Source organism: Paenibacillus oryzae (assembly GCF_001675045.1).
Classification (GTDB): Bacteria; Bacillota; Bacilli; order Paenibacillales; family Paenibacillaceae; genus Pristimantibacillus; species Pristimantibacillus oryzae.
The window spans coordinates 36,449-60,394 of record NZ_LYPA01000032.1; the positions used below are offsets into that span (position 1 = coordinate 36,449).

Below are 23,946 nucleotides of genomic sequence, written 5' to 3' on the forward strand. Positions count from 1 at the left end.
ACGTCCTCTCTTCCAATCAATATACAATTGCGCCCCCCTAAACCGACAGCCATGTCATATGGAATAGCTCGTAGCAGACCCCAACAATGACCGCAAGAGCCAATATGATGCCAAAATACCATCTGGCAAACCTCCAGCCTGTATAGACGGCATTCCACCAAAGGCTGATATACAGCAGCACCCCCAAAACAAGCACAATAATAGAAGAAATTATGGAATCGCTCATGCTTTCTCCCCATCCTTTTTTCAATGATTTCACGCTATTTCTCGGCTTCCTAAAAATAGGTCAAACGAAGCTGTTACTCCATACCTAAAAAGGAGTATCTTTCGACAATTCCATTCATATAGAGGGTGCAATTTCACCCTTGCTTCCAGTACAATAAAGAAAAAACGGCTATTAAAATCTAGGGCGTGTATCAAACCCGCTCAATTCGGGGTGTTCGGGTATGACCAACCAGCTTTATGGGTCTGAAATGACATTAAGAGAGTGGATGCGGCGAAATCCCTATAGGGAAGGAGCGTCACTCCGCAAACTGGCAAAAGCCGCAGCGCTGCAACTCCGGGAGCTGCATCTGAAGCAGCGGCTCCATCTGGAGCTGAGACCGGAGCAATTTATCATCAGCGCTGATGGAGAAGGACTCAGACTTGCGGGTTACAGGCGCGATACCTTTTGGAAACAAGAGGAACATGACAAACATGGAGATTCACCTGCTCCGAATTTCGGCAGTTTGCCGGAAGCCTTGCCCTACTGTTCGCCGGAGAGTACAGGGAGAATGCAGCGGAGGATTGATGAGCGGAGCGATCTTTATTCGCTTGGCGCCATTCTTTACGAGCTGGTTGCCGGACGGCCTCCCTTTTCCGCAGCTACTTCCCTGGAATGGGTCTACATGCATCTGGCCCAAACCCCTCCTCCGCTGTCGGCGCCCGGATCGCCAGTGGTTGACGGGCAGCTCGAAGCCATTATTATGAAGCTTCTCGCGAAAAACCCGGATCAGCGCTATCAAACTGCAGACCAGCTCATTCACGATCTGGATCAGTCCGGGACAAGCGACGAAGCCTATATCGAATTGCAAGGCTTTTATGGACGGGAATACGAATTAAACGTGCTGACACAGGCCTTCTATTCCGCCTGCTTCGGCTCCACCGAAATCGTCTACGTAACCGGCGAAGCCGGCATCGGCAAAACAAGCTTGATCCATGCGGCCTTTCGGGATTTGCGGAAAAACCATCGCTTTTATTATATTTCCGGCAAGTTTCAGCAGCTGGCTACCGGCGTTCCATATCAACCCGTCATTGGAGCCTTCCGCGGCCTTGTCCGCCATATGCTGGGAGAAGGAATGGCTTATACAGAGCAATTAAAAATCCGGCTTCAACATGCGCTTGGCGCCAATGCGGCCATAATGACCGCCATTATTCCGGAGCTGGAGCTGTTGACCGGCATTTCTCCCTTCCCCGAGGAGCTTCCTTCCAATGAGTCGCAAAAACGATTCATCTACACATTTCGGAGATTCACGCAGGCACTGGCATCCAGAGATTGTCCAATTGTGTTGTTTATTGATGATTTGCAGTGGGCCGACGCCTCTTCCTTGCAATTAATACACGCCTTGCTGTGCGATCCGGAATGCCAATATTTATTATTCGTTTGCTCTTATCGCCCCTCTGAGCTGGGCCTAGATTCGCTGCCCGGCTACGAGGAGAATGGAAGCATATCCGACCAAGCCGCCGTTCGTCATCTTGAGCTTGCTCCGCTTGATAGAGAGCACATAGGCCGCATGATGTCGGAAACGCTGGATGTCCAGGCGGATATTACGTACCCATTGACCGAAATGCTTTATCGCGAGTCGGGAGGAAATCCATTCCACTTCAGGCAGATCCTGCTCCGCCTGCGCGACGATCACATTGTTCGTTATGATGAAGCAAAGCGCTCTTGGCAATGGGATATCGGCCAGATGATGAATCTCTCCCCGCATTATGCTGTTCAAACGCTAATTCGCCACCGTCTGGAGCGGCTTTCGGACAATGAACGCAAGCTGCTGCAAATGGCTTCCTGTATTGGCAGCGAGTTTGATCCGGCTATTATCGCCGAGGCGGCAGGGCAACCACTATCCGTTGAAGATTGGACCATGATGGAGACGGAGGGGCTGCTCAAATCCTCCAGACCGGACCGTTACTTTTTTGTCCACGACAGCATTCAAAAGCTGATCTACAGCGAGCTCGGCAGCGAGGTCAAGCAAGCGTTTCACCAAGCCATTGGAGAAACATTGCTTACACGGCAGAGCGGCAGCGAGGATATTCCGTTTGATGCCATCAACCATCTGAATCAAGGCTCGGATACGCTCTCTGATCCCGTCTCAATTAGAACGCTTGCCCGCCGAAATCTGGATGCAGGAGCCGGAGCCAAAGCGGCTTCCGCGTACGATATGGCCTTGTCCTATTTTGCAAAAGGGGTCGAGCTGCTCCGTCCTTATCCGGCTGAGCTGGCATTGGAGCTGGGGTTCGAGCTGCAGCTCCAGCATGCCGAATGTCTTTATTTGTGCGGCAGCCACCACGAGTCCGAAGCCGGATTACAGCTCCTCCTGCAGCGCGCATCCAACACGTCAGAACGGAGCCGGGTGCAGCTGCTACGCATTATGCAATTGATTAATCAAGGAAAATATGCGGAGGGAACCGAGCTTGGTCTAACTTGCCTTCGCGAGCATGGCATCGACATTTCGCCGAAGCTGGAGCAAAGCCGTTTGAAGGTGGAGGCTGCCCGCATAGAGCAGATTTTGGAGGAACGTATGGATCAGCTTGGGGAGCTTCCCGATATGTCAGACCCGGAAACCATACTGATTATGAATTTGATGTTTGCCATTACGCCTTCCACCTTTTTTACAAATAAAAATGTATACGCCCAGTTGATGTGCAAAGCGCTGGAGCTTACGCTGCAATACGGCAATACGCCCGTATCGGCAGCCGTTTACACCGCCGTCGGCATGCTGCTTGGCACAGATCACGGCAATTACAGCCTTGGCCTGGCCGTCGGAAAAGTGGGCGTCGAGCTGTCCCGGCGTTATAATCTGGCATCCATCAAGAGCAAAACCTATACCATTTTTGGCGGCGTATTGAGCCAATTTGCCGGAGACAGCCGCGAGAGCGAGTCTTATCTGGCTCAAGCCTTGTCCAGCGGACTGGAATCCGGCGACTACATTTTTGCCAGCTATGCGGTGGGTGCTCATGTCAATGCCATTTATGCCCGAGTGCCCCTCAGCAAGCTGAATCGGACGATAAGCGATTATATGGATGTTCTGGAAACGACCCGGGATGATTTTGTGCTGCAAAACCTGTACCTGTACCGGCAGCTCGCGCTGGCTCTTCAAGGAGCCACTGCATCGCCCGAAAGCTTCAGCAGTGCAGGATTTGACGAGGAACAATTTTTAGACCGGATTTCCGGCGGCGAAACGGCTGTAACTACGTTATTCCAATACTGTGCTTACAAAACGCAGCTGTGTTTCCTGCTGGGATATTATCAGGAAGCGGCAGATTGGGCGCGTCAAGGCAGGCAGCATGAGGCTTACGCCACTCATCTGCCGCATCTGGCGGAGGGCTTGTTCTACGAGCTGCTTGCGCGGCTCGCGCTTAAGCCTCTTGAAGCTTCAATTGAACGGGGCAATACAAAGGAAGCAGTCAGCAGGAAGGAAGCAAACGGTTCGAGGAAAGCGAGCGATTTCGGAACCAGAACGATTGCGGAAAGTCTTACCGTTTTCCGGCATTGGGCGTCTATCGCGCCAGCGAGATATTTGTCCCGGGCCGTTGTGCTGGAAGCCGAATACGCCAGAGTCTCGGAAAAGCTTGAACAAGCCGAAGCCTTATACGACCAAGCTATCCGGGAGGCGCGGGAGAGCGATGATATTGCTGCAGGCAGCATCGCGGCAGAGCTGGCCGCCCGCCATTACCGGGAACGCGGAAAAAGCACCAGCGCTTTCTACTATCTGGAGCTTGCGCTTCAAGGCTACAGCCGGTGGGAGCTTGCCATTAAGGTAACGCAGCTGAAAGAGCTGGAGGCGCACTGGACCAATCAGGACAAGCCAGATCTGCCTCCGCTTGCCGAATATCAAGCTTCGGGCGGAGCGCGCGGCGTATCCTCACTCTCCGAGATTACGCTCGCAGGCGATGCTTCTTACAGCCATCATCTTGATCTTGACGCTATTCTGAAAACCGCCGAAATGATTGGGGGGCAGGATGACACAGCAACGGCGCTTCGCAATATTCTTAATACGATTGTCACCTATGCAGGCGCCACAACGGGAGCGCTGTTGACCGGCGGCAGCGAACGGCTGTATGTGCAAGCCTATTTCGATATCCACTCCTCTGATGTCTTCACTCCGACGGGATTGAACAACGATAGCCTTTCGCTGCCGGAAGGGCTGATCCGGTATACGCTGCTGACGCAAGAAGAGGTCCGCTATAGTCCCGAGGAAGAAAGCTGGCTGGACCATAATCCTTATATTGCAGAACGCAAGCCGCAATCGGTGTTATGCCTGCCCGTCACGGTGCACGGTACGATGCAGGGCGTGCTTTATCTCGAAAACCGCCATGCCGCAGGCGTTTTTGCTCCCCGGCATCAGCCGGTGCTGCTGGCCATGGCCGCTCATGCCTTATTCCTGTGCGCGCTGCAAACCGCAGCTGACAAGGCCGGCGCTCATTCCGATGCGGCCGAGCTGCCAGAATTGCCGCAAACGGAAATGCTGGAGGAGCCGCTCACGGAGCGCGAGCTGGAAGTCTTGGCTCTGCTGGCAGCGGGGTTGTCCAATAAGGAAATTGCCGAACATCTCATTATTGCAACAGGAACAGTCAAGGTTCATATCAAAAATCTGTTTGCCAAGCTCAAGGTAAACCGGCGGACAAAAGCTATCGCGCAAGCCAAAGAGCTGAAGCTTCTGAATTAGCGCCAGCACCTGTGGGTGATTACGAAGCACTGAGCCAAAGGCCCAAGGTGACAATATTGTCACCTTGGGCCTTTCAAATTGTAAGGCAAATCGAAGGTACTCCCAAGCCGCCCTTTCTATAATTAGGATATAAAGCTTAAGGAGTGAATGACATGCCGATTTTGAAGGCTACAGGCATACAAAAGGTTTACGGCAATAAATATAATCGCCAGGAAGTATTGAAGGGCATCAACCTCAGCATTCAGGAAGGAGAGTTTGTTAGCATTATGGGGGCGTCGGGCTCCGGCAAAACCACTTTACTGAACGTATTGTCCTCTATTGACAAGGTCAGCTCGGGCAGCATCGTGATCGCGGGAAAGGATATTACCGGGATGAACGAAAAGCAGATCGCAGAGTTTCGCAAACGGAATTTGGGCTTTATTTTTCAGGAATACCATCTGCTGGATACGCTTACGGTTAAGGAAAACATTATGCTTCCGCTCACCGTAACGAAGCTGCCGCGCAAGGAAGCCGAGCAGCGTTTTCAGATGATTGCTTCGGAGCTTGGCATTTTTGATCTGAAAAACAAATATCCAAGGGAAATATCCGGCGGGCAGAAGCAACGCGTAGCGTCGGCAAGAGCTTTTATCCATCGCCCCAGCCTTCTGTTTGCGGACGAGCCAACCGGCGCGCTGGATTCCAAATCCGCTTATTATTTGCTGAACAAGCTCAGCCAGCTCAATCAAACCCTAGGCAGCACCATTGCCATGGTAACGCATGATGTGGAAGCCGCCAGCTACAGTGAACGGGTAATTCTGATTAAGGACGGGCTGATCTACAGCGAAATCCATAAGGGCTCCAAAACGCGTGAAGCGTTTTACGGCGATATTCTAAGCAGCCAAGCCCTGGCAGGGGGTCGTCCGCTTGAGCATTAAAAGCATTATTTTTCATAACCTCATTGAAAATGTTAAGCATTACTTTCTGTACGTTTTTGCGCTGGTGTTCAGCTCGTCGCTATATTTTTCCTTCGTCACTCTGCAATATGATCCTGCAGTGGGCCGGCTGACCGGCGGCATCAAAGGAGCGGCTGCGCTTCGCGCAAGCTCCATCCTGCTGATCGTTATCGTTGGCATTTTTCTTTTGTACGCCAACAATTTGTTTATCCGCAGACGCGGCAAGGAAATCGCATTGTTTCAGCTTATCGGCTTGACCAAAAGCCATATTTTTCGAATTTTGACGGCCGAAAACTTCATGCTTTATTTTGCATCGCTGCTAATCGGTGTTGGAGTAGGACTCTTTTCATCCCGACTGCTGCTGGATATCCTGCTGGATTTAACGGGGATTCAAACATCAGCCTCACTGGATTTTTCCATGCAGGCGCTGGTTCAAACCCTTCTTGTGTTTGTGGCCATTTATGTGCTAATCATGCTTTCCAACTTTCTTTTTATCAAGCGGCAAACCATCCTTGGTTTATTTCAAACATTGGCTTCGACGGAGGACAGGGGAAGAAAGCTTTCACTGCTGGAGGTGCTTTCCGGCGTTGCAGGTCTTGGCTTGATTATTTACGGCTATAACCTGTCATCCCGATTGTTCGACGCGACTAATGTGAGCTCTGTCAATGATTTAATGATAGCTATGGTACTGATTTTGGGTTCCGTTATCGTGGGCACCTATTTGTTCTACAAAGGCTCGGTTCGCTGCATCTTTTATTTGGTCCGCAAACGCAAAAACGGCTATTTGAACGTCAAGGAGGTGCTGTCGCTATCCTCCATCATGTTCCGTATCCAGTCCAACGCGCTGCTGCTGACTATCATTACAACGGTATCGGCACTGGCGCTCGGCTTGTTATCCCTGAGCTACATTTCTTATTATTCCGCGGGAAAAATGGCGCAAGCGACTGTTCCGAACGACTTTGCTTTTATCTATGAGGAAGAAGCCAAACCCTTTAGTGACGGGCTTGCGGCAAAAGGCATTTCCTTTGAACAACGCAACATCAGCGTGCTTCAAGTACATGCAAAGCTGCCGGGAATCGCGGTTAAAGGCGGAGAAACGGCCAATGAACCGCAAGAAGTCACACTTGGCGTCATCAGTGAATCCTCGGTTGATGGTTTGGATATTTCAGGGCATGAAACGCTCCTTTCCGGGTATAGCGATGCTATGAAAATGGTGCTTCCGGGTGTGTTTGAAGGCCGTGTGGAATTTACAGGAATGAAGGAAAACATCCCGTTAGCTATCAAGGGTATTCAAAAGGAAGCGGTAGTATCCTTATATTTCTCCAACGGCAGTTTACCCGTTGCCATTGTTGACGAAGCGGTTTTCAAGCGCCTTCAGGAGGATGCTGATTCCAAGCTTCAGCTCGACTCCTCCACCTATATTGGCTTCGATATTGCAGACAGGGAAAGGGTCGCGGAAGCAAATGAGCTGTTTATGTCCATGAAGGCTAGCGAAAAACGTTACAACGGCTCTCAATTGGATAGCGAGCAAGGAACCTTGCAAAACCTCGGCCTGCTCCTGTTCGTTGTTGGCTTTCTGGGTCTCGCCTTCCTGATGACCTCAGGCTGCATTTTGTACTTCAAGCAAATGGAGGAAAGCCAGGCGGAGAAGCCAAGCTTCACCATCCTTCGCAAGCTGGGCTTCAGCAGAGGGGATATGCTGTCGGGCATTATCCTGAAGCAGCTGTTCAGCTTTGGAATTCCGCTAGTTGTCGGGCTTGGACATAGCTACTACGCCGTTCGTTCCGGCTGGTTTTTCTTCGGCAGTGAATTATGGACGCCCATGCTGATTGTTGTAGCTATCTACGGAGGTTTGTATTCAATCTTCGGCGTATTGTCCGTTTTCTACGGCAAAAGGGTCGTAAAGGAAGCACTGTAACGAGTAACGACGGCTGCTTGGCAATTAAGCCCGTCTGGAACTTGAGGGAAAATAATAAAGGTGAAGGTAAAGCCATGAAAAAAACCAAAAGATTCAAACTCGGAAAGCTGATGCGAAATATCGGCTTGGGCGTACTTGCGCTTATCGTTTTGGGAATCGCCTTCCATCATATTTTAAATGCGTATGAGCAGGTGAAATTTCCGCCGATTGGCCAAATGATCGAGGTAGACGGAGGCAAAATGCATGTCTTTGAAAAGGGAACCGGCGACAACACGATCGTTTTGCTGAGCGGTCTCGGAACCTCTGCGCCAGCGCTGGACTTTGAACCGCTCATAAACGAGCTGTCGAAGGAAAATAAAGTCGTTGTTGTCGAAGGCTTCGGCTACGGATGGAGCGACTCCACAAACAAGGAACGCACCGTTAAAAGGATCGTGGAGGAGCTTAGAACCGCCCTCAAAAAATCCGGCATCGTGGGTCCGTATGTATTGATGCCGCATTCCATGTCCGGCATTTACAGCCTTTATTACGCCAATCAATATCCGAACGAGGTGAAGGCCATTGTCGGCAACGACTTGACGCTGCCGCAGGCAGTGGCTTACTTCGAGGAGGAGGTTCCCGATACACCTCCATACTTGTCCTATCTCGCACCGGCGGGTATTGCCCGTATCATGACAGTAATGGCTCCGAAGGATTTCCTTCCCAAAGCTCCGGAAGGTGTTTATTCAAAAAAAACGCTGGCTGCAATAAAGTCGTTTGCAGCACGGAAGACGTATAATGTGAATGTTGTTGACGAGGCCAATCACATTAAACAAAATATTGCTGCAACAGAAGCGCTCCGCCACCCGGAAAATATGCCAATGCTCATCTTTATGAAAAAAGACGACCGGGTGCGCGAAGACGGGAAGTCCATAGCATCCTTCTACCAGACCCAGCTGACCGCGCATCCCGCAAGCAAGCTGATTGCCCTGGAGGGCCATCACTATTTGCATTGGACGTTATCCAAGGAAATGAGCGGACAAATAAAAGATTTCCTTGCCTCGATAGCCGCGCATTAGCGCGGGCATCAAAATGACATCATGGCGGCGTTCTCCCCGGAGAACGCCGTCTTTTTATTATTTTGGAGAATAAAAAATCCGCATTGGGAAAATATACCCTTAACCTATACTTGCTCCAGCACTCCTCGCTTTACGGTTTGAGCAACCTCTCACAAGGAGTCTATTATGATGGACATTTTGGAATACAGGCATACGCCCTTTAGCACCCGGCTGACAGACAATATTGAAATCATCAAAAAGATTTATAACGATTCCGCCGACATTAGATCCAGATCGTTTCCGCTTGCGGGCAACACCGATGCCTTCCTGCTGTTTATTGACGGCATGATCAATGAGCAGCTTCTTGATCTGCATGTTCTGGCCCCGCTACTGCAGGCTCGTGCTGATCCTGACAAAATAGACTTTTCCTACATAAGCTCGATTGTTGCTGCAAGCCAGCTGGTAATCGCCGCCAGCTTTGACGAGCTGCTGCGTTCTATATCAAACGGAAGCGTCGCATTGCTCGTTGACGGACTTCCCTTTGGCATTACGGTCAGTTTGCCCGGCTGGCAGCAGCGCAGTATCGAGGAGCCGGCGGCAGAATCTATTATTCGCGGGCCGCGCGAAGGCTTTACCGAAACGTTAAGCGTCAATACCTCCATGCTTCGGCGCAAAATTAAAGATCCTGCCTTGAAGCTAAGCTCTTTTCAGGTCGGACGGTACACAAAAACAGAAATCATGCTTGCTCATATCGACGGCATCGCGAATCACGACCTTGTCGAGGAGGTTACAAGCCGCATCGGGAAAATTGATATCGACGGCGTGCTGGAAAGCGGCTATATCGAAGGGCTGATTGAGGATAATCCCTATTCGCCTTTTCCGCAAATCCAGATTACAGAACGTCCCGATGTCGTTAGCGCCGCTCTGCTGGAAGGGAAAATTGCAATTTTGCTGGACGGCACGCCGTTCTGCCTTATTGCGCCAACTACCTTTTTTTCGATGCTGCAATCGCCCGAGGACTATTATCAGCGCTTTATGATCAGCAGCTTCATTCGCTGGCTGCGGTTTCTGTTTCTATTGATTTCATTGCTGCTGCCTTCGCTTTACGTTGCGGTGCTGACGTTTCATCAGGAAATGGTGCCAACCTCGCTCCTGCTCAGCATAGCGAAGTCGAGGGAAGAAATTCCTTTCCCCGCGCTTGTTGAGGCGCTGCTCATGGAGGTTTCCTTCGAGGCGCTGCGAGAAGCCGGCGTTCGCTTGCCCAAGCAGGTCGGCTCTGCCGTCAGCATCGTTGGCGCCCTCGTTATCGGACAAGCGGCAACCTCGGCCGGTCTTGTTTCGTCGCCAATGGTTATGGTTGTTGCCATTACCGGCATCGCCTCCTTTCTGCTGCCGCAATATAGCGCTGGCATCGCCATTCGCGTACTTCGTTTCCCCATCATGTTTTTATCGGGGATGTTTGGCCTGCTCGGCCTGATGCTTGGTCTATTGACTATTATTGTTCATCTGTGCTCCCTCCGCTCATTAGGCGTCCCCTACCTGCAGCCCCTTGCGCCAATGAAATGGAGTGAAATGCTGGATACGTTTATTCGAGGGCCTATCTGGGGCATGCGCAAGCGGCCAAGCCTTACCGGACGTAAAAATACAATCCGTCAGGCTCCCTTCAACCGACCCGAGCAAGGGGAAGAAGGAGCGCCCTCATGAGCCGGGGGACTCGCTTTCTTTTGCTTATACTGGCTGCCCTGCTGATTTGCCTCCTGCTTGGCGGCTGCTGGGACCGCAAGGAAATTAACGACCTGGCCCTTGTGACAGGGGTAGCTATCGACCAGCACGGCGACAAAAACGTTGAAATCACCATTCAAATCTTTATTCCCCTAGGCTCGACACAGGGAAGCGATTCGCTCGGGAAAGCAACAAGCGGTACAGGGACAACCTTCATACAGTCCGCGTCTGGAGAAAATATTGCCGATGCGTTGTCTCATCTTCAAATGAAGTTTTCACGCGAAATTTTTTGGGGACATTCCGAGGTCTACATATTTGGCGTGGACAGAGTAAAAAAGGGGATCTCGAAGGATATGGACTTTCTCATGCGGGATTCGGAGCCGCGCGAGCGCGCCTTCGTTTTTGTCAGCAAAGGAAAAGCAAAAAAGATATTAGAGAAGCATTCCATTCTGGAGCGCAATACGTCCGAGGTTTTACGCGAGATGGCTAACAACCGGGCAAGCATTACCACAACGCTGGCCCATTTGCAGGAGATGCTGGACAATGAAAGCAAAACGGCTTTGCTGCCGTGGGTGGAGCCTATGCATGCGCCCAGCGAGCCAGATCCCACAAAAGGCGTCGGTTATATTAGCGGGACCGTTATTCTCCATAACGAAAAGCTGGCTGGCATAGCCAGTAATGAGGATACCAGAGGGTTGTTATGGACCATTGACGAAATGCACAATGCAACCATTACGATAGAGCCGGAGTCTTCGGATGGTACTTTATCGGTTCAGCTTTTGCGAAGCCGGACCAGATTAGTGCCAGCCATCAAAAACGGCGAATGGTCCGTCACTATCCACGTCAAATGCAAAAACCAATTAATCCAGAATGAATCGGACATTAACATCAACCAAAGCAGCGAAAGCTTGCAAGCTATTGAAGAGCAGCTTGAACGGAGTATTGAGCAACGAATTTTACAAACGTTTGAAGATGCGAAAACCAAATACAAGGCAGATATTTTCAATTTTGCAGGAGCCTTTCACCGCAAATACCCCGGTATTTGGAAAAAGCATCAGAAGGACTGGGAAGAAATTTTCCCAAAAATAAAGGTCGCGGTAAAAGTGGAAGCGGAAATTTTACGCCCCGGCATGTTCAACACCCAGCAATCCGGCTAGAGAGGAGCGACAGCTTGCATGAGCAAGGAGAAAATCAACGGAAATCAAATATTTTGGCTGATTTCCACCATGCAAATCGGCATGACTATACTGCTAACCATCAATCCCTCCATCGCCGTCGCCAAGCAGGACGCCTGGATTTCCATCCTGATCTCCGGTTTGTTTTCGGTGGGCCTGGCTTACGTGCTGACCCGAATCAGCATTCTATATCCCAACGAAAGCATAGTCACGTATGCGCCTAAAATTTTGGGGAAATTTGTTGGACATGTCGTCATTCTGCTCTATGTTGTTTATTGGTACACCGTGCTGGCGATTATTTTGAGGCAATATGCCGATTTTATAAGCGGCACCATTTTGCAGCTTACGCCGGTTTTCATCCCCATCCTCGGCATGCTGCTTGTGGCGGCTTATGTATCTTTCGCAGGCATCGAGGTGCTGGCGAGATGCAGCGAGGTGCTGGGGCCGCTTATTCTGCTTGGTATAATGGTGCCTTTGCTGCTCAATGCTCCACAAATCAAGCTCCATAATCTGCTGCCGATTATGGCGGACAATACCCCCCTTGTACTGCTTATGGGAGCACTGCCAACCGCTTCGTTTCTGGGGGACAATATTATGCTCATGATGATCCTGCCTTTTCTCGCCCGTCCTCGCGAAGGCGTCAAGGGAGCTATATTGGGCTCTGTTGTGGCCAGCGTCTTTACGCTGCTGTCAGCTATGCAGTGCATCGCCATCTTCGGTCAATCCACTTCGTCCAGGCAGACCTATCCGTTTCTTAATCTGGTGCGTTTTATTTCCTTCGGGTTTCTGCAAAATCTGGATTCGATCGTTGTCGCCATCTGGATTATGGGTATATTCATCAAGGTAGCTCTCTATTTGTTCGTGGCCTCCTACGGCACCGCCCAATGGATGGGGATCAAGCGTTGGCGCATCATCATTTTTATAGCTGCTCCAATTGCGATTACGCTCGCCATGCTGCCGCGCAATTTCGTGGATAGCTCCATTCTCTATCCAAAGCTCGTCGCCGTCCCCTTCAACCTGCCCGTCCTTTTTATGCTGCTGCCGCTGCTGCTGTGGATCGTGGGGGCGATTCGCAGCAAAAAGAAAACAGCCGGGAAAACGAAGCAGCTGCCCAAAGCTCCCGCCTGACCGTGGCCTGACCATGACTGAAACCATGAGACGTATTGAATTCAACTGTCACGGCTTCCCGCTTTTGCGGGAGTCAGCGCTTCCGCCTGATCCCTCCGCGCCTCCGCCCGATCCCTTCGGATGGAGGAAGGCGATTGGCTGCGGATTTTACGAAAAACCCGCCCGAAATACGTTATCGTGGAAAATCCGACTCGCTCGGCAATTTCCGTAACCGGCAAATCGCTCTCCAGCAGCAAGCGCTCCGCCTCCTGCACGCGCAGCGTGTGGAGGTAGTCGATAAAGGTTTTGCCCGTTACCTTTTTGAACAGCTTGCAAAAATGATTGGGACTTAAGTTAACCATCCCCGCCGCCTCGCCAATCGTAATTGGCTCGCAGAAGCGCTCCCTGAGCGTCTTGAGCAGGCTTGTGAAGTCATGCGGATTGTAGGTCCGCGGCGGCGCCTCCGACATAAACTGCTCCGCGTAGCGAAAATAAAGGCCGAATATACGCAGCAGCTCCGCTTTAACAAGCAGCTCGTAGCCGGGACGCTTCTGCCCGAATTCCGATAGCAAACGCTCGAAGGCTTCCCCCAGCTCCTCCATGCATGGAGCATCCTTCCTCATCCAGCTGGGCCATTTTTGCTGCTGCTGCAAGTAGGGAACAAAATAATGATACTCCGTAATATCCAAGCCGCTGCCCCGGACAAGCGCTTCGTTAAACACGATGCAGATCAGCTCCGTATCGGGAGTTTGCGTTGCCGCGCTGTGCAATTGCCGCGAATTAATAAACGCAAGCTCGCCTTTGCCGATTTGCTCAAAGCTGCCGTCAATCTGAATTTTGGCCAGCCCTTCCTTTACATACACCCATTCGATATGATCGTGCCAATGAGGATAAACGTCTCCCACCCGAAACACATTGATCGGGAAGGTGCGATCCGGTATAAACGTATTTTCCTTGAGCGGACTTCGCGTCATGCCGAGCCCTCCATTCAGATACGATTTTACGATCATATTATTCCATATTCGAAGCCGCCTATGCCGCCAGGCAGGTTGCGTAATGGAAGGCGGACTTATTGAACAATCTCTAGAAGAAGATTGTGCGAATGGTTCGTCAGATTGTACCTAGCTCTGCTAGTCATGATACCTTATGATGGAGTTGTTGTATATGACTAAAAAAGTGAGGGACATCACTATGAACAGCATAAAAATAGGCACGCTGGTTGGCGGCAACAATGCAGCAAAAATTATTCCCCAGCTCATTCCGCACGGCTTTGAATCGTTTTCCCTGACCTTCTGGCAATCGACGGGAACTACTCCATTGCAGGAGCTGGCGAAGCAGGTGCGAGAGCACACGGACAAACACGGGATTCCCATTTCAACGCTTGGCATCTTCGGCAACCCGCTGACGGGAAAAGGCGACAGCGCAGACACATTGGCAAGCTGGGAGCGGCTGATAGATGCGGCGGAGGCTTTTGGCTGCGATACGGTGGCCGGCTTTACGGGACGGGTGCCGGGCAGCATTGACGAGTCCATGACCCGTTTTGGAGAGGTATTCGGGGAGCTGGCGAAACGCGCGGAGTCGCGCGGCATCCGCCTTGCTTTTGAAAACTGCGATATGGGCGGAACCTGGAAGGAAGGCGACTGGAACATCGCGCATAACCCGACAGCCTGGGAGATGATGTTTAACGCTGTTCCAAGCGATAACATCGGCCTTCAATGGGAGCCTTGCCATCAAATGGTCAGCCTGATCGATCCCATTCCGCAATTGCGCAAGTGGGTAGGCAAAATTTTTAACGTGCACGGCAAGGACGCCACAATCGCCTGGGATATCGTTAAGGAATACGGCATTCATGGACCGTGTGAATTTGTATGGCACCGGACGCCGGGCTTTGGCGACTCCAACTGGACCGACATCATTTCCATTCTCAGACAAGCGGGCTACAGCGGCAGCATTGATATCGAAGGCTGGCATGATCCCGTCTACAAGGGCGAACTGGAAATGACGGGGCAGGTTCATGGACTTAACTACCTGAAGCGTTGCCGCGGCGGCGATTTTGTACCAAACCCGGTAGAATAACAAAGGCTCACCGAAGCATTAACGCTATTAGCTTGTATGGAACAACCTCTATTAACCACCTTAACAACGGGGAGCTGTCGCTAACGATGAAGCATAACATATTGGTCGCAGGCTGTGGAGGCATGTCCAATACCTGGCTGGATTACGCCGCCGAACGTCACAATGCGGAGGTTGTAGGCCTTGTAGATCTCTATGAGGAAACCGCCCGGACGATGGCCGCAAAGCGCGGGCTAAACGTCCCGGTGTTCACCGATCTTGAAACGGCATTGGCTGAAACAGACGCCAGCCTTGTTTTCGACGTCACTATACCGGCCAGCCATAAAGCGGTCGTTACCGCAGCGATGAATGCGGGCTGCAATGTGTTCGGCGAAAAACCGATGGCGGAATCCATGGCGGATGCGAGAGAAATCGCGGCGCTTGCCCAATCAGCAGGCAAACGGTATTCCGTCATGCAGAACCGCCGCTATTTGAAGCAAATCCGTTCCTTGCGGGGTCTGCTGGACGCGGACGCCATCGGCACTGTGGGAACGATAAACGCGGACTTTTATCTCGGCGCCCATTTTGGCGGCTTTCGCGATGTCATGGACAGCCCGCTAGTCGTCGACATGGCCATCCATACGTTTGACCAGGCCCGATTTATTAGCGCCGCCGATCCCGTGTCCGTTTATTGTCACGAGTTTAACCCTCCCGGCTCCTGGTACAAGGGGAATGCATCGGCCATTTGTATTTTTGAAATGAGCGACGGCTCCGTGTTCAGCTATCGCGGCTCCTGGTGCTCGGAGGGGCTGAACACCTCCTGGGAATCGGACTGGAGAGTGATCGGCAGCCGCGGCACCGTGCGGTGGGACGGACATTCCATGCCTTATGGCGAAGCTGTCAACGCTGAAAAATCGGAAGGTTTTATCCGCGAGCAGCTGACTGTACAGGGTGAAGAGGTGTGGACCGGCCGGGAAGGCCATTACGGCTGTCTGGACGAAATGTTTGCGGCCCTGGAGGAAGGACGCCCTGCGGAAACGGACAGTGCAGACAATCTAAAAAGCATGTCCATGGTATTTGGGGCTATCGAAAGCGCGCGCACAGGCAAAAAAATCGGTTTGTAAACCGTACATGGCAGGCAGCTTGAAGCATAAAGGAACTGTCTGAAAAGTCAAGTGAAACGAATAATTATTCAGCAGAGGGACCGGAGGGGAAAGGGTGTCTTGAGGGCGAGTTTTTTTGTCGGCTTTTATCCACTACAAACAGGATTAAAATAAAGCGGACAAAAATGTTTGAGCTTCCAAGACACCCTTTTCCGGGAGGGACCGGTTTGCTGATTAATTATTTACCGTCACAGACTTTTCGGACAGCCCCTTCAAGCGTTGCGCTGCGAACCATCGAACAAATGCCCTGACGGGCACAAAAAGAGAGGCAATATGCTCCTCTCGGAGTTTGCTTGCACGCCCTGGCACTTACTTCTCCAGCTTTTTCTGCAAGCTTTCTTTGTCCAGCTCGATCAGCCAGCAATCCCTATATTCGCCCTCATGCCACTCATGCCGGGGCAGCAGCCTTTTTTTGACGAACCCGTTTTTTTCATAAACCTTGATTGCCCTCTCGTTCCATGCCTGCGGATCCATGACAATTTTATCGGCCCCCTGACAGCTGAACAAATAACGGGCAACCTCCCCGATCAGCCCTGTGCCGATCCCCTTGTTCCAATAAGCCGTTTCTCCGATGAACTGATCCATTCCGTAGATAACGCCGTCGATTTCCCCATACCCGTAAGACTGCTTGTCTTCATCGTCCAGCGGATAGAACTGCAGGTAGCCAATGTCGTTCCCCATAAACTGAATGATGCAAAGTGTAGCCTCACCCGTATCCTCATAAAAGCTTCCTCTGATATCGTCGTGACTTTGCGGACGGTCGCGCCCTTCATAATAAGCCAATACATCAGGATCGTTAAGCCACTTCCAAAGCAGCGCCGCATCCTCCGGCTCCAATAATCTAAGCCCAATTTGTTCTCCCTGTATCAAAATCATGTCATACCCCCTCTTTTTTCCATTATAGTCCTATTCCCTTTTCTGCAAAATGGGTATTCTGGGTATATAAAAGTTTTTTTGGACGGTTTGAAAAATGAGGCGGCTTTCGGTTGTATTTATAGTGAAAGGGGGACCCGAGGGTGCAAGCTTCATCTGAGCTCAATGAACGAATTCGCGAAGCCGTCGGATTGTATTCCGACAATTTGATCAAAATTGCTTTTGCTTATCTCAAAAACGTGGCTGACGCCGAGGAGGTCGCCCAGGACGTATTTGTGGCGTACCTTCAAAAAGCTCCCGTCTTCGAGAGCAGCGAGCATGAAAAGGCATGGCTGATACGAGCAGCCATCAATAAAAGCAAAAACATGCTAAAAGCAGGCTGGTTTAAACGCCGGAGCCCCCTTCCGGACAACCTGTCCTATTTGCCCGGAGAAGACCATGCCGTGCTGCAGGCGGTATTGTCTCTTGCTCCAAAATACCGGATACCGATTCATTTGTTTTATTTTGAAGGTTATTCCCTGGAGGAAATTGCGGATATTCTTCATTCAAAACCCGCAACGATAGGAACATGGCTGGCGCGTGGACGCTCGCAGTTAAAAGGCCTGTTAGGAGGTTGGCAGGATTGAAGCATTCGGACTATAAAAAAGCATTCTCCAAATTGAGAACAAGCGATGATTTTCAGAAACGGACGCTCAAACGGCTGGAACGAGAACAACAATTTATGGACCCGCATACAAAAGGAGAGACTTATATGACCACTACAAACCGTAAAAAACAAAACAAAACATTTGCATGGGCAACGGGAGTTGCCGCATGCGCCGTACTTGCGGTAGGCGTGTTTGCTTTTAACCAAAGCCCGGACGGCACGGCGCCGGTTCCAGCGCCAACAAACAGCGTTGCAGAGGGGCAAACGCCGACATCAGCTTCACCGCAAGCCTCAGGCACGACTCAGGCGCCGCCGGCTGCTAAAGCCATTGTCAACATCGACGGCACTATTGAAGAGGTTTCCGCAGACGGGCAAAGCTTCCGCATCGGCGAGCTCTGGGTAACGGTAACGGATGCAACGGAATACGGCATTCCCGGTCCAAACGCGCCAGCTCCCTCCGAGCAGCTTGTCAGCAAGGACTTTAAAGTCGGCAATGCTGTTTCCGGCTACACCTCCGGCGATATCGCAAGCGGAAAAGTAACGGCGGAGCGGATTTACAACAATTTTTAATCGGTTTTCATGGCTCAAACCAGAAATCAGTGCTTGACTTGAGCCGAGATGAAACGCTACGGGACAGAGGGTTCCTCCGCTAGGATAAAATAGAAACAGCCGTCACCATGCAGGAGGCCGATACGTTGTCAAACGTCTGGCAGCCCTTGGTGACGGCTGTATTTTTTACGCGATTTCAATTCGTTATGCCTGTTCGTTTTAGTCATGCCCGCCTTTTAAAAATACAGACGGCACAAACTCAACCAGCCATACATCGTTTTCCGACTTGTAGAAGATATGGCCAAGCTCATGCATCGCGGCCGCTTCAATTTCCAGCAAGGCTGGCTCGCCATGTCTGGAGCCTACCTTCATGGCCAATGCCGGATCATCACTCAAATGGACGTGCTGCCGGGTTCCCTTTTTGATGCCCAATAGCTTAATAGAGGGAACCAGATGGCGGGCCGTGCCATGATAAAGCCGCGCTGGCGGCTTCTGCTCCTTTAGCTCAACGTCCACCGATAAGGAGTGGCCCTGGTTGGCCCTGATTTTGGTGCGGTCCTCGTTAAAGCTGTATCTTTTTTTGTTGTTTTCAGCCACGATCCGCTCCAGCGCAGCACGATCCAGCCTACTGCCGGAACGGTTTACGCCGGCGATCAGCTCATCCACGGACGCCCAGCCATTTGCATCAAGCGTAATACCTGCTGCCTGGGGCTGATGCCGAAGCACCAAACTTAGAAACTTGCCTATTTTTACATCATCATTTTTGTTTCGCATACCCATCTTGCCCTTCCAATCTTTTTTTACTGAACATTTTGAAATTCTCTTCGAAAAGCATTTATACTGGCCTGATCACGGCTCCGGTCAAGCACGGCATAAACGACTTCATCAAACAAAGCTCCGTATCCCCGCTCCGTTAACAGCTCGTTCCACCATGCGGCAATTTTGACGGGATCGTTCCGGAATACGCCGCAGCCATAAGCGCCAAGCACCAGTCTTTTCATGCCGGCTTCGGCAAAAAGGGCAAGCGCCAGCTCCATCCGTTCCTTCATCACGCGATCCGCCTCTTCAACATCCTCGCCCTTCAGCACGACCTGGCCGAAGTTAACGGCAGGAAGCGTCAATACGGACGCCGTAGCGGGTTCGGCAAGCAAATTAAAATGGGCATCCCGGAAAAAAACAACGTCCGGCGAAAAAATAGCATGATGACTGTACATCATCGTCCCGCACTTCCGATTAAATTCATAATACCGCTCATGCGGCAGCAACGTCGCATACAATCCGCCGGAGGCCGCCAGACTCTCCTCCTGCGCCATGGCCCCGCCCAAAAAACCGCCGCCCGGATTTTTGGCGCTGGCAAAATTCAATACGCCCAGATGGCTTCGTTCCTCCGCCGGACATGCCAGAATCGCCTCTACTGTTGCTTCGTTGCGTACATATTGACGAATAACCGCCGGTCCGTTCAAGCGCCGTCTAACCGTCTCCAATACCTTCAATGCTTCATCGGGTACAAGCAGCCGGCTGCCCTTCTCGGATTGCTTTTGCATAGAAGCAATGTCGATCAAGCGTCCATCCCGCTCGTAACATCCCCGCCCAATAATCGCAAGCGTCTGCTCCGCCACCTGCTTGCGGCTTGCTCTTCCCTCTTCTGCTTTTCCTCCCGCTATTGTTCTATCTCCAGCTTTTCCTGCGGCCTTTTTTCCATGCCCTTCTTTTTCCCCGAGTGTTCTTCTTCCTTCGTAATTGCTTCTTTCTGTATGTGGTTTCATCTGTAATCTCATCCTTATTGATATCGTTAATTATTCATTGACAGCAGCTCGTCGCGTACCTCCGTCAACACAAACCCAAGCTTGTTTTTGCCCCGCCATTTGGGCGGACATTCCGCGTCGGGATTGCTTTTGCCCATGCCGATGCCCCAGATTCGGTCTCTTGGGCTTGCTTCAACCAAAATTCGTTTCCCCGTACCCAGCAAATACTTCTTCAATTCCTCGTTTTGGCTGAATTTTGCCCAATTGCCCTCTTTGACAATCCCGTAGCTTGCCTCATTCCATTTGGCGTCATCATATCCCGTAACTGCCCTGCCGTAGGCTTTCATTTCCTTGGGGTGTTTGGCCTTCATAATAGCTTCAAGCATCTCCTGGTCGCCGAACAAACGCGCTTTTTCAGCCATCATATATTGCTCCGTGCAGCTATAGACAACACCATTTACCTCAAAACGGCTCATCCACCATTGACTCAGACAGCTTTGGTTAACAACTCCATCTGCCGGAGGCGTATGTCCCCAAAAAAATAAATATTTAAAACGTTCGCCAGCCTGATAAGCCTTGCGCAACGCATCCACATTATATATCATGATAAATTCTCCCAGTTTCGTCGATATAGTCGCGACGGCCGATGTCCGGCCGGCTCTGTATAATGATCGGTTTCCACAACCAGATGAGCCACCTTTCTCCGAAACGCCGCTTTTAACAATTCCTTCCCGCCAATAACCTCGTACACCTGCTGCAGCTGCGTCAGGGTGAACAGCTCCGGCATCAGATGCAGGGCAATGCTGGTTTCATCCAGCTTGCCCCTCAGCCGTTCGATTCCGCAGGCAATAAGCTTGGCATGGTCAAAAGCAAGGCCTTCATTTTCAATCAGGATATAGTCCGTTTGGGCAGCCGAGTTGGTATACACGGTCCGCTTCTCCACGATGGCTTTCAGCTCCGTTTCCTCATGGCGAAGGACAAGCTCGTATTGCCAGCTGCGCGTAAAGCCATCCTCCTGATGCTCCTTCTGTTCCCTTACCAGCCGGTACGATATTTCAAACCATGCGGCTTGGTCCGCATCGTCCCCGCCCTCCACTTCGACCGCGCTTCCATCGATCAGCGCCATATACGTACAGCTCATAACCCATGTCCGGGGATCGCGTCCCGGCTCGCTGAAGGTCTGAAGCTGCTCCATATATACAGAATCCAGGCCCGTCTCCTCCTGCAGCTCTCGCCTCGCGGCTTGCTCCGTCGTTTCATGGGGCCTGACGAAGCCGCCGGGCAACGCCCAATGGCCGATATAGGGATGTCCGGCTCTGCGGATCAGCAGCAGCTTTAATGTTTTTTCGGGAAGCTTGCGGTAATTGTCTCTTTCGCTGTCCATGATGGTGAAAATGACCATATCCGCAGCTACTGAAGGACGCGCGTAATCCCCCGCATCGTATTGACGTAAAAACTCTTCTTCGGTAAGACCGTTCCGGTCCCTGACACTCATCTTAGTCATCCTTTCAAGCTTGTTTGTATGATTAATAACTCATGACGTTAATTTCTATTGAATATTAACTAATTGTTATTAGCTATTTGTTATTATCCGAATGATATTAACTATATGTTACTAATTTAATGCCGTTCTCAAAAATTGTCAAGGTCAAAACCGTATTCGTTGGAGCTTCTTGCATTCCGGCACCATGTGCCGCTGTGGAGTCCAGCGCCTGATATGCGGTCTGCGAGCGAAAAGCGCGACTCTATTACTCTGTGGGACCCACACACGAATACGACCAAACAAAAACCAATATTGCATCGCGAGCAAGCTATTACGGCCTTCTCGCTTTACTGCATCTTCGGAATAACAGAAAAAAGGGCCATCAGATTTCAGCTCACACTGACTTCTGACAGCCCTTCCTTCTATTACTTACGCTTTAGTGCAATCTTGAATATGTCGCCCGCTTCGCCGCCGAAAACGATCAAACCGCCCGCAGGCAAAATCACGCTTGAGCTGCCGCTGGCCACCGAATGTTGAATCGGTATTCCATTGGCGTCGTAAACCACGAAGCCGCTAGACTCCGGCATCTCAACCGTCATGCTTCTTCCCCCTGCTCCCTCGCCAATTTGGAACCAACGCGCATGGCCAGACGCAGGAATGGTTACAGTAGAGGCGCTTCCGTTATAGATCGGCATGATAGCCGTCTCGCTGATGAAGGTCCAACCACCCGATTGTAAATATTCAATCCCATTCTCTTTATAAAAAATCAAATCAAATGCGTCACGGCCATTCATAACAGGAATTTCGGCAATGTTCATTGCCTTATTGTTCTCCATAATGATGGTTCCATTAGCATAACCGCTTCCCTCGTCAAGCTGAATCATTTTCGATAACACTTGAGGCGAAAAATAAAACAGCGAATTAATTTTTTCATTTACTGCATAATAGGTTTTTCCGTCGCGTTTCTTCCATACCTGTGTGATGGAATCATCCGGCGTATTAGCGTCCAGCTTCTGCAGCTCATAATGATCGAGAGCGGATTGTCCAAATCCGGGAAACTCCAGCACACTCTGGACACGAACATAGGTCTTTCCGTTACTTTGCTCATCGAAGCTGATAGCTGTACGTCCATCCTCTCCCATAAAGACCTGATCACCGATATAAACGTAGGTTTGCTCCGGAATGAGGCCGCCCTTCATCGCAGGCAGGTTTATTTCACCATCCTTGACCGTAAGGCTAAGTGTAGAGCCAACCTTTCTATATAAACCGGAGTAGGCCTTAAAATGATCCGGCATTTCTTTTTTGACAGGTGCTTCGAAGGTTTTGTCTGGTCGAATATCCTTGATTTCTCCGCTCCCCTTCAGGTAAGCCAGCAAAATATTTGATGCCGCCGCTGTATTGAAGGTGGACGGTCCACCTGCTGTCAGAAACGCAATCGAAACCTCCTGCTCCGGCAAAACAATGTACGCTGCATGATACAGAATCGTATTTCCGCCTTTGGTCACTGCTTGAATGCCGTAATCATCAAAAGGAGCCAAATCGACCGAGTCCCACCCCAGCCCATACCCGTAAACGTTCGAGCTTCCGTCAACCCAAACGCCGTTGCGGTATTCTGGCTGCTGCATAGCCAAAGCCGCCGCTTCCGACAATAGGTCCGGTTGTTTGCCTGTCAACACTTCCGAGAACAAGGTCAGCTCCTCGGCGGTGGAATAAATGCCGCCGGTTCCGAGCACGTTGGCATTTTCGACGGGAAGCGCACCGTCGATGCCTGGCACATGCACAGAGTAGATCTGACTTCGATCAAACGTGTCAAGCGGGGTTTTTGTTGAAGTCAGCCCTAACGGAGCGCTAATGCTTTGTGCAAGAAATTGGGTGTAGCTCATGCCGCTTACCCGCTCCACCAAAATCTCCAGTAATTGAAATCCGTCGTTGGCATAAACGGAATATTCACCCGGCTCCGACTTTAGCCGCTCTGAACGCAAATTTTGCAGTAATAGGTCATGGTTCTCCGTATCATTATCCGCAAACAACATGCTGTTTCTGTAATGACTACCATAAAACCCAGCCGAATGGTTCATAAGCATACGTGGCGTAATCTGTTTGTACCTTTCGTCGGCCATTGTGAAATCGGGGATATAGTTCGTAAGAGGAGAGTCAATGTCCACCTTGCCGGCATCGGCCAACATCATCGTTGCAGCGGTCACGTACATTTTGCTGACCGAGCCAATGGCAAACATGACGTTATTTCCAATCGGCGTTTTGTTTCCAGCAGCATCGACGCCTATTCCTCCCGACAATACAATCTCTCCTTTGCTACGGATGGCATATTGGACGCCGCTTGCACCATAGCCGTCGATAAGCGTCTGCGCCATCAATTGGGCTTCCGCTTCGGCTAATCGCTTAGCTTCTGAGCCTTGATCGGCCTGTGTCACCCCGTCCTCAGACTTTGCTACAATACTACCCTGATTAGCCTGTATCGCTCCTTCAGCCATCGGAGCTGCAAACAGCACAGCCGCAATCAAGGCTACGCCTGTTCTTTTCCACATTTTCATTTCGTTATTCCCTCTTTCTGCAGATCATTTTCTAGTGAACTCATCATAGAGGAAATACGGGGAAGAA

The 23,946-nt window shown here is 50.9% G+C and carries 19 protein-coding genes; 11 read left to right on the forward strand and 8 right to left on the reverse strand.

The window, feature by feature from the left end; all coding sequences use genetic code 11:
* Window positions 1-37: 37 nt before the first annotated feature.
* Window positions 38-226 carry a hypothetical protein gene (locus A7K91_RS05210; RefSeq protein WP_068680395.1) on the reverse strand — a complete coding sequence of 63 codons (189 nt, stop codon included), beginning with the start codon at window positions 224-226 and terminating at the stop codon, window positions 38-40.
* A 220-nt stretch (window positions 227-446) separates the two neighbouring features.
* Here A7K91_RS05210 and A7K91_RS05215 point away from each other — a divergent pair, with 220 nt between their 5' ends.
* The 7 genes from A7K91_RS05215 (at window position 447) to A7K91_RS05245 (ending at window position 12,837) form a co-directional block, all read left to right on the forward strand.
* Window positions 447-4,928 carry an AAA family ATPase gene (locus A7K91_RS05215; protein WP_068680397.1) on the forward strand — a complete coding sequence of 1,494 codons (4,482 nt, stop codon included), beginning with the start codon at window positions 447-449 and terminating at the stop codon, window positions 4,926-4,928.
* A 152-nt stretch (window positions 4,929-5,080) separates the two neighbouring features.
* Window positions 5,081-5,842, forward strand: a complete 762-nt coding sequence (locus A7K91_RS05220; protein WP_068680399.1) for an ABC transporter ATP-binding protein — start codon at window positions 5,081-5,083, stop codon at window positions 5,840-5,842.
* The gene (locus A7K91_RS05225) at window positions 5,832-7,778 is read left to right on the forward strand and encodes an FtsX-like permease family protein (RefSeq protein ID WP_068680407.1); all 1,947 of its coding nucleotides are present in this window, start codon (window positions 5,832-5,834) and stop codon (window positions 7,776-7,778) included. The genes A7K91_RS05220 and A7K91_RS05225 overlap by 11 nt, the downstream gene beginning before the upstream one ends.
* 74 nt (window positions 7,779-7,852) lie before the next feature.
* Window positions 7,853-8,833, forward strand: a complete 981-nt coding sequence (locus tag A7K91_RS05230) for an alpha/beta fold hydrolase (protein WP_156739334.1) — start codon at window positions 7,853-7,855, stop codon at window positions 8,831-8,833.
* Window positions 8,834-8,998: 165 nt separating this feature from the next.
* Window positions 8,999-10,516: a spore germination protein gene (locus A7K91_RS05235; protein WP_156739336.1), complete on the forward strand. Its 1,518-nt coding sequence runs from the start codon at window positions 8,999-9,001 to the stop codon at window positions 10,514-10,516.
* Complete coding sequence (locus A7K91_RS05240) at window positions 10,513-11,691, forward strand: Ger(x)C family spore germination protein (RefSeq protein WP_068680414.1); 1,179 nt, start codon at window positions 10,513-10,515, stop codon at window positions 11,689-11,691. The genes A7K91_RS05235 and A7K91_RS05240 overlap by 4 nt, the downstream gene beginning before the upstream one ends.
* An 18-nt stretch (window positions 11,692-11,709) precedes the next feature.
* The gene (locus A7K91_RS05245; RefSeq protein ID WP_068680415.1) at window positions 11,710-12,837 is read left to right on the forward strand and encodes a GerAB/ArcD/ProY family transporter; all 1,128 of its coding nucleotides are present in this window, start codon (window positions 11,710-11,712) and stop codon (window positions 12,835-12,837) included.
* Between the two features lie 41 nt (window positions 12,838-12,878).
* On the opposite strand, the gene A7K91_RS05250 is transcribed toward A7K91_RS05245, so the two are convergent.
* Window positions 12,879-13,790 (reverse strand): AraC family transcriptional regulator, encoded by a 912-nt coding sequence (locus A7K91_RS05250; RefSeq protein WP_068680416.1) that lies wholly within the window; start codon window positions 13,788-13,790, stop codon window positions 12,879-12,881.
* Window positions 13,791-13,980: 190 nt separating this feature from the next.
* Between A7K91_RS05250 and A7K91_RS05255 the strand changes: the two genes are divergently transcribed.
* The gene (locus tag A7K91_RS05255; protein WP_245697252.1) at window positions 13,981-14,892 is read left to right on the forward strand and encodes a sugar phosphate isomerase/epimerase family protein; all 912 of its coding nucleotides are present in this window, start codon (window positions 13,981-13,983) and stop codon (window positions 14,890-14,892) included.
* 86 nt (window positions 14,893-14,978) lie between these two features.
* Entirely contained in the window at window positions 14,979-15,992 is a 1,014-nt protein-coding gene (locus A7K91_RS05260; protein ID WP_068680418.1) for a Gfo/Idh/MocA family protein, read from the forward strand.
* 348 nt (window positions 15,993-16,340) lie between these two features.
* Here A7K91_RS05260 and A7K91_RS05265 read toward each other — a convergent pair whose 3' ends face one another.
* Complete coding sequence (locus A7K91_RS05265; protein WP_082967251.1) at window positions 16,341-16,907, reverse strand: GNAT family N-acetyltransferase; 567 nt, start codon at window positions 16,905-16,907, stop codon at window positions 16,341-16,343.
* Between the two features lie 140 nt (window positions 16,908-17,047).
* On the opposite strand from A7K91_RS05265, the gene A7K91_RS05270 reads away from it, so the two are divergent.
* On the forward strand, window positions 17,048-17,530 hold the full coding sequence (locus tag A7K91_RS05270) for an RNA polymerase sigma factor (RefSeq protein WP_068680423.1): 483 nt from the start codon (window positions 17,048-17,050) through the stop codon (window positions 17,528-17,530).
* Window positions 17,527-18,120 (forward strand): hypothetical protein, encoded by a 594-nt coding sequence (locus A7K91_RS05275; protein ID WP_068680425.1) that lies wholly within the window; start codon window positions 17,527-17,529, stop codon window positions 18,118-18,120. Before A7K91_RS05270 ends, A7K91_RS05275 begins: the two co-directional genes overlap by 4 nt.
* Before the next feature lie 198 nt (window positions 18,121-18,318).
* On the opposite strand, the gene A7K91_RS05280 is transcribed toward A7K91_RS05275, so the two are convergent.
* From A7K91_RS05280 to A7K91_RS05300, 5 genes are all read right to left on the reverse strand, one after another.
* The gene (locus tag A7K91_RS05280; protein WP_068680427.1) at window positions 18,319-18,873 is read right to left on the reverse strand and encodes an RNA 2'-phosphotransferase; all 555 of its coding nucleotides are present in this window, start codon (window positions 18,871-18,873) and stop codon (window positions 18,319-18,321) included.
* A 26-nt stretch (window positions 18,874-18,899) separates the two neighbouring features.
* Window positions 18,900-19,865, reverse strand: coding sequence for a TIGR02452 family protein (locus A7K91_RS05285; RefSeq protein WP_082967252.1), 966 nt, complete (start codon window positions 19,863-19,865; stop codon window positions 18,900-18,902).
* 26 nt (window positions 19,866-19,891) lie between these two features.
* Window positions 19,892-20,449 carry a riboflavin biosynthesis intermediates N-glycosidase gene (locus A7K91_RS05290; protein WP_068680428.1) on the reverse strand — a complete coding sequence of 186 codons (558 nt, stop codon included), beginning with the start codon at window positions 20,447-20,449 and terminating at the stop codon, window positions 19,892-19,894.
* On the reverse strand, window positions 20,446-21,339 hold the full coding sequence (locus tag A7K91_RS05295; protein ID WP_068680429.1) for an NUDIX hydrolase: 894 nt from the start codon (window positions 21,337-21,339) through the stop codon (window positions 20,446-20,448). The genes A7K91_RS05290 and A7K91_RS05295 overlap by 4 nt, the downstream gene beginning before the upstream one ends.
* A 413-nt stretch (window positions 21,340-21,752) precedes the next feature.
* On the reverse strand, window positions 21,753-23,879 hold the full coding sequence (locus A7K91_RS05300; RefSeq protein WP_068680430.1) for a serine hydrolase domain-containing protein: 2,127 nt from the start codon (window positions 23,877-23,879) through the stop codon (window positions 21,753-21,755).
* Window positions 23,880-23,946 lie beyond the last annotated feature (67 nt).

Excerpts from the sequence above, each read along its gene's own strand:
- A7K91_RS05210 (WP_068680395.1), bottom strand. The coding sequence starts at position 226 with ATGAGCGATTCCATAATTTCTTCTATTATTGTGCTTGTTTTGGGGGTG.
- A7K91_RS05215 (WP_068680397.1), top strand. The coding sequence starts at position 447 with ATGACCAACCAGCTTTATGGGTCTGAAATGACATTAAGAGAGTGGATG.
- A7K91_RS05220 (WP_068680399.1), top strand. The coding sequence starts at position 5,081 with ATGCCGATTTTGAAGGCTACAGGCATACAAAAGGTTTACGGCAATAAA.
- A7K91_RS05230 (WP_156739334.1), top strand. The coding sequence starts at position 7,853 with ATGAAAAAAACCAAAAGATTCAAACTCGGAAAGCTGATGCGAAATATC.
- A7K91_RS05235 (WP_156739336.1), top strand. The coding sequence starts at position 8,999 with ATGATGGACATTTTGGAATACAGGCATACGCCCTTTAGCACCCGGCTG.
- A7K91_RS05240 (WP_068680414.1), top strand. The coding sequence starts at position 10,513 with ATGAGCCGGGGGACTCGCTTTCTTTTGCTTATACTGGCTGCCCTGCTG.
- A7K91_RS05245 (WP_068680415.1), top strand. The coding sequence starts at position 11,710 with ATGAGCAAGGAGAAAATCAACGGAAATCAAATATTTTGGCTGATTTCC.
- A7K91_RS05250 (WP_068680416.1), bottom strand. The coding sequence starts at position 13,790 with ATGACGCGAAGTCCGCTCAAGGAAAATACGTTTATACCGGATCGCACC.
- A7K91_RS05255 (WP_245697252.1), top strand. The coding sequence starts at position 13,981 with ATGACTAAAAAAGTGAGGGACATCACTATGAACAGCATAAAAATAGGC.
- A7K91_RS05260 (WP_068680418.1), top strand. The coding sequence starts at position 14,979 with ATGAAGCATAACATATTGGTCGCAGGCTGTGGAGGCATGTCCAATACC.
- A7K91_RS05265 (WP_082967251.1), bottom strand. The coding sequence starts at position 16,907 with ATGATTTTGATACAGGGAGAACAAATTGGGCTTAGATTATTGGAGCCG.
- A7K91_RS05280 (WP_068680427.1), bottom strand. The coding sequence starts at position 18,873 with ATGCGAAACAAAAATGATGATGTAAAAATAGGCAAGTTTCTAAGTTTG.
- A7K91_RS05285 (WP_082967252.1), bottom strand. The coding sequence starts at position 19,865 with ATGAAACCACATACAGAAAGAAGCAATTACGAAGGAAGAAGAACACTC.
- A7K91_RS05290 (WP_068680428.1), bottom strand. The coding sequence starts at position 20,449 with ATGATATATAATGTGGATGCGTTGCGCAAGGCTTATCAGGCTGGCGAA.
- A7K91_RS05295 (WP_068680429.1), bottom strand. The coding sequence starts at position 21,339 with ATGAGTGTCAGGGACCGGAACGGTCTTACCGAAGAAGAGTTTTTACGT.
- A7K91_RS05300 (WP_068680430.1), bottom strand. The coding sequence starts at position 23,879 with ATGAAAATGTGGAAAAGAACAGGCGTAGCCTTGATTGCGGCTGTGCTG.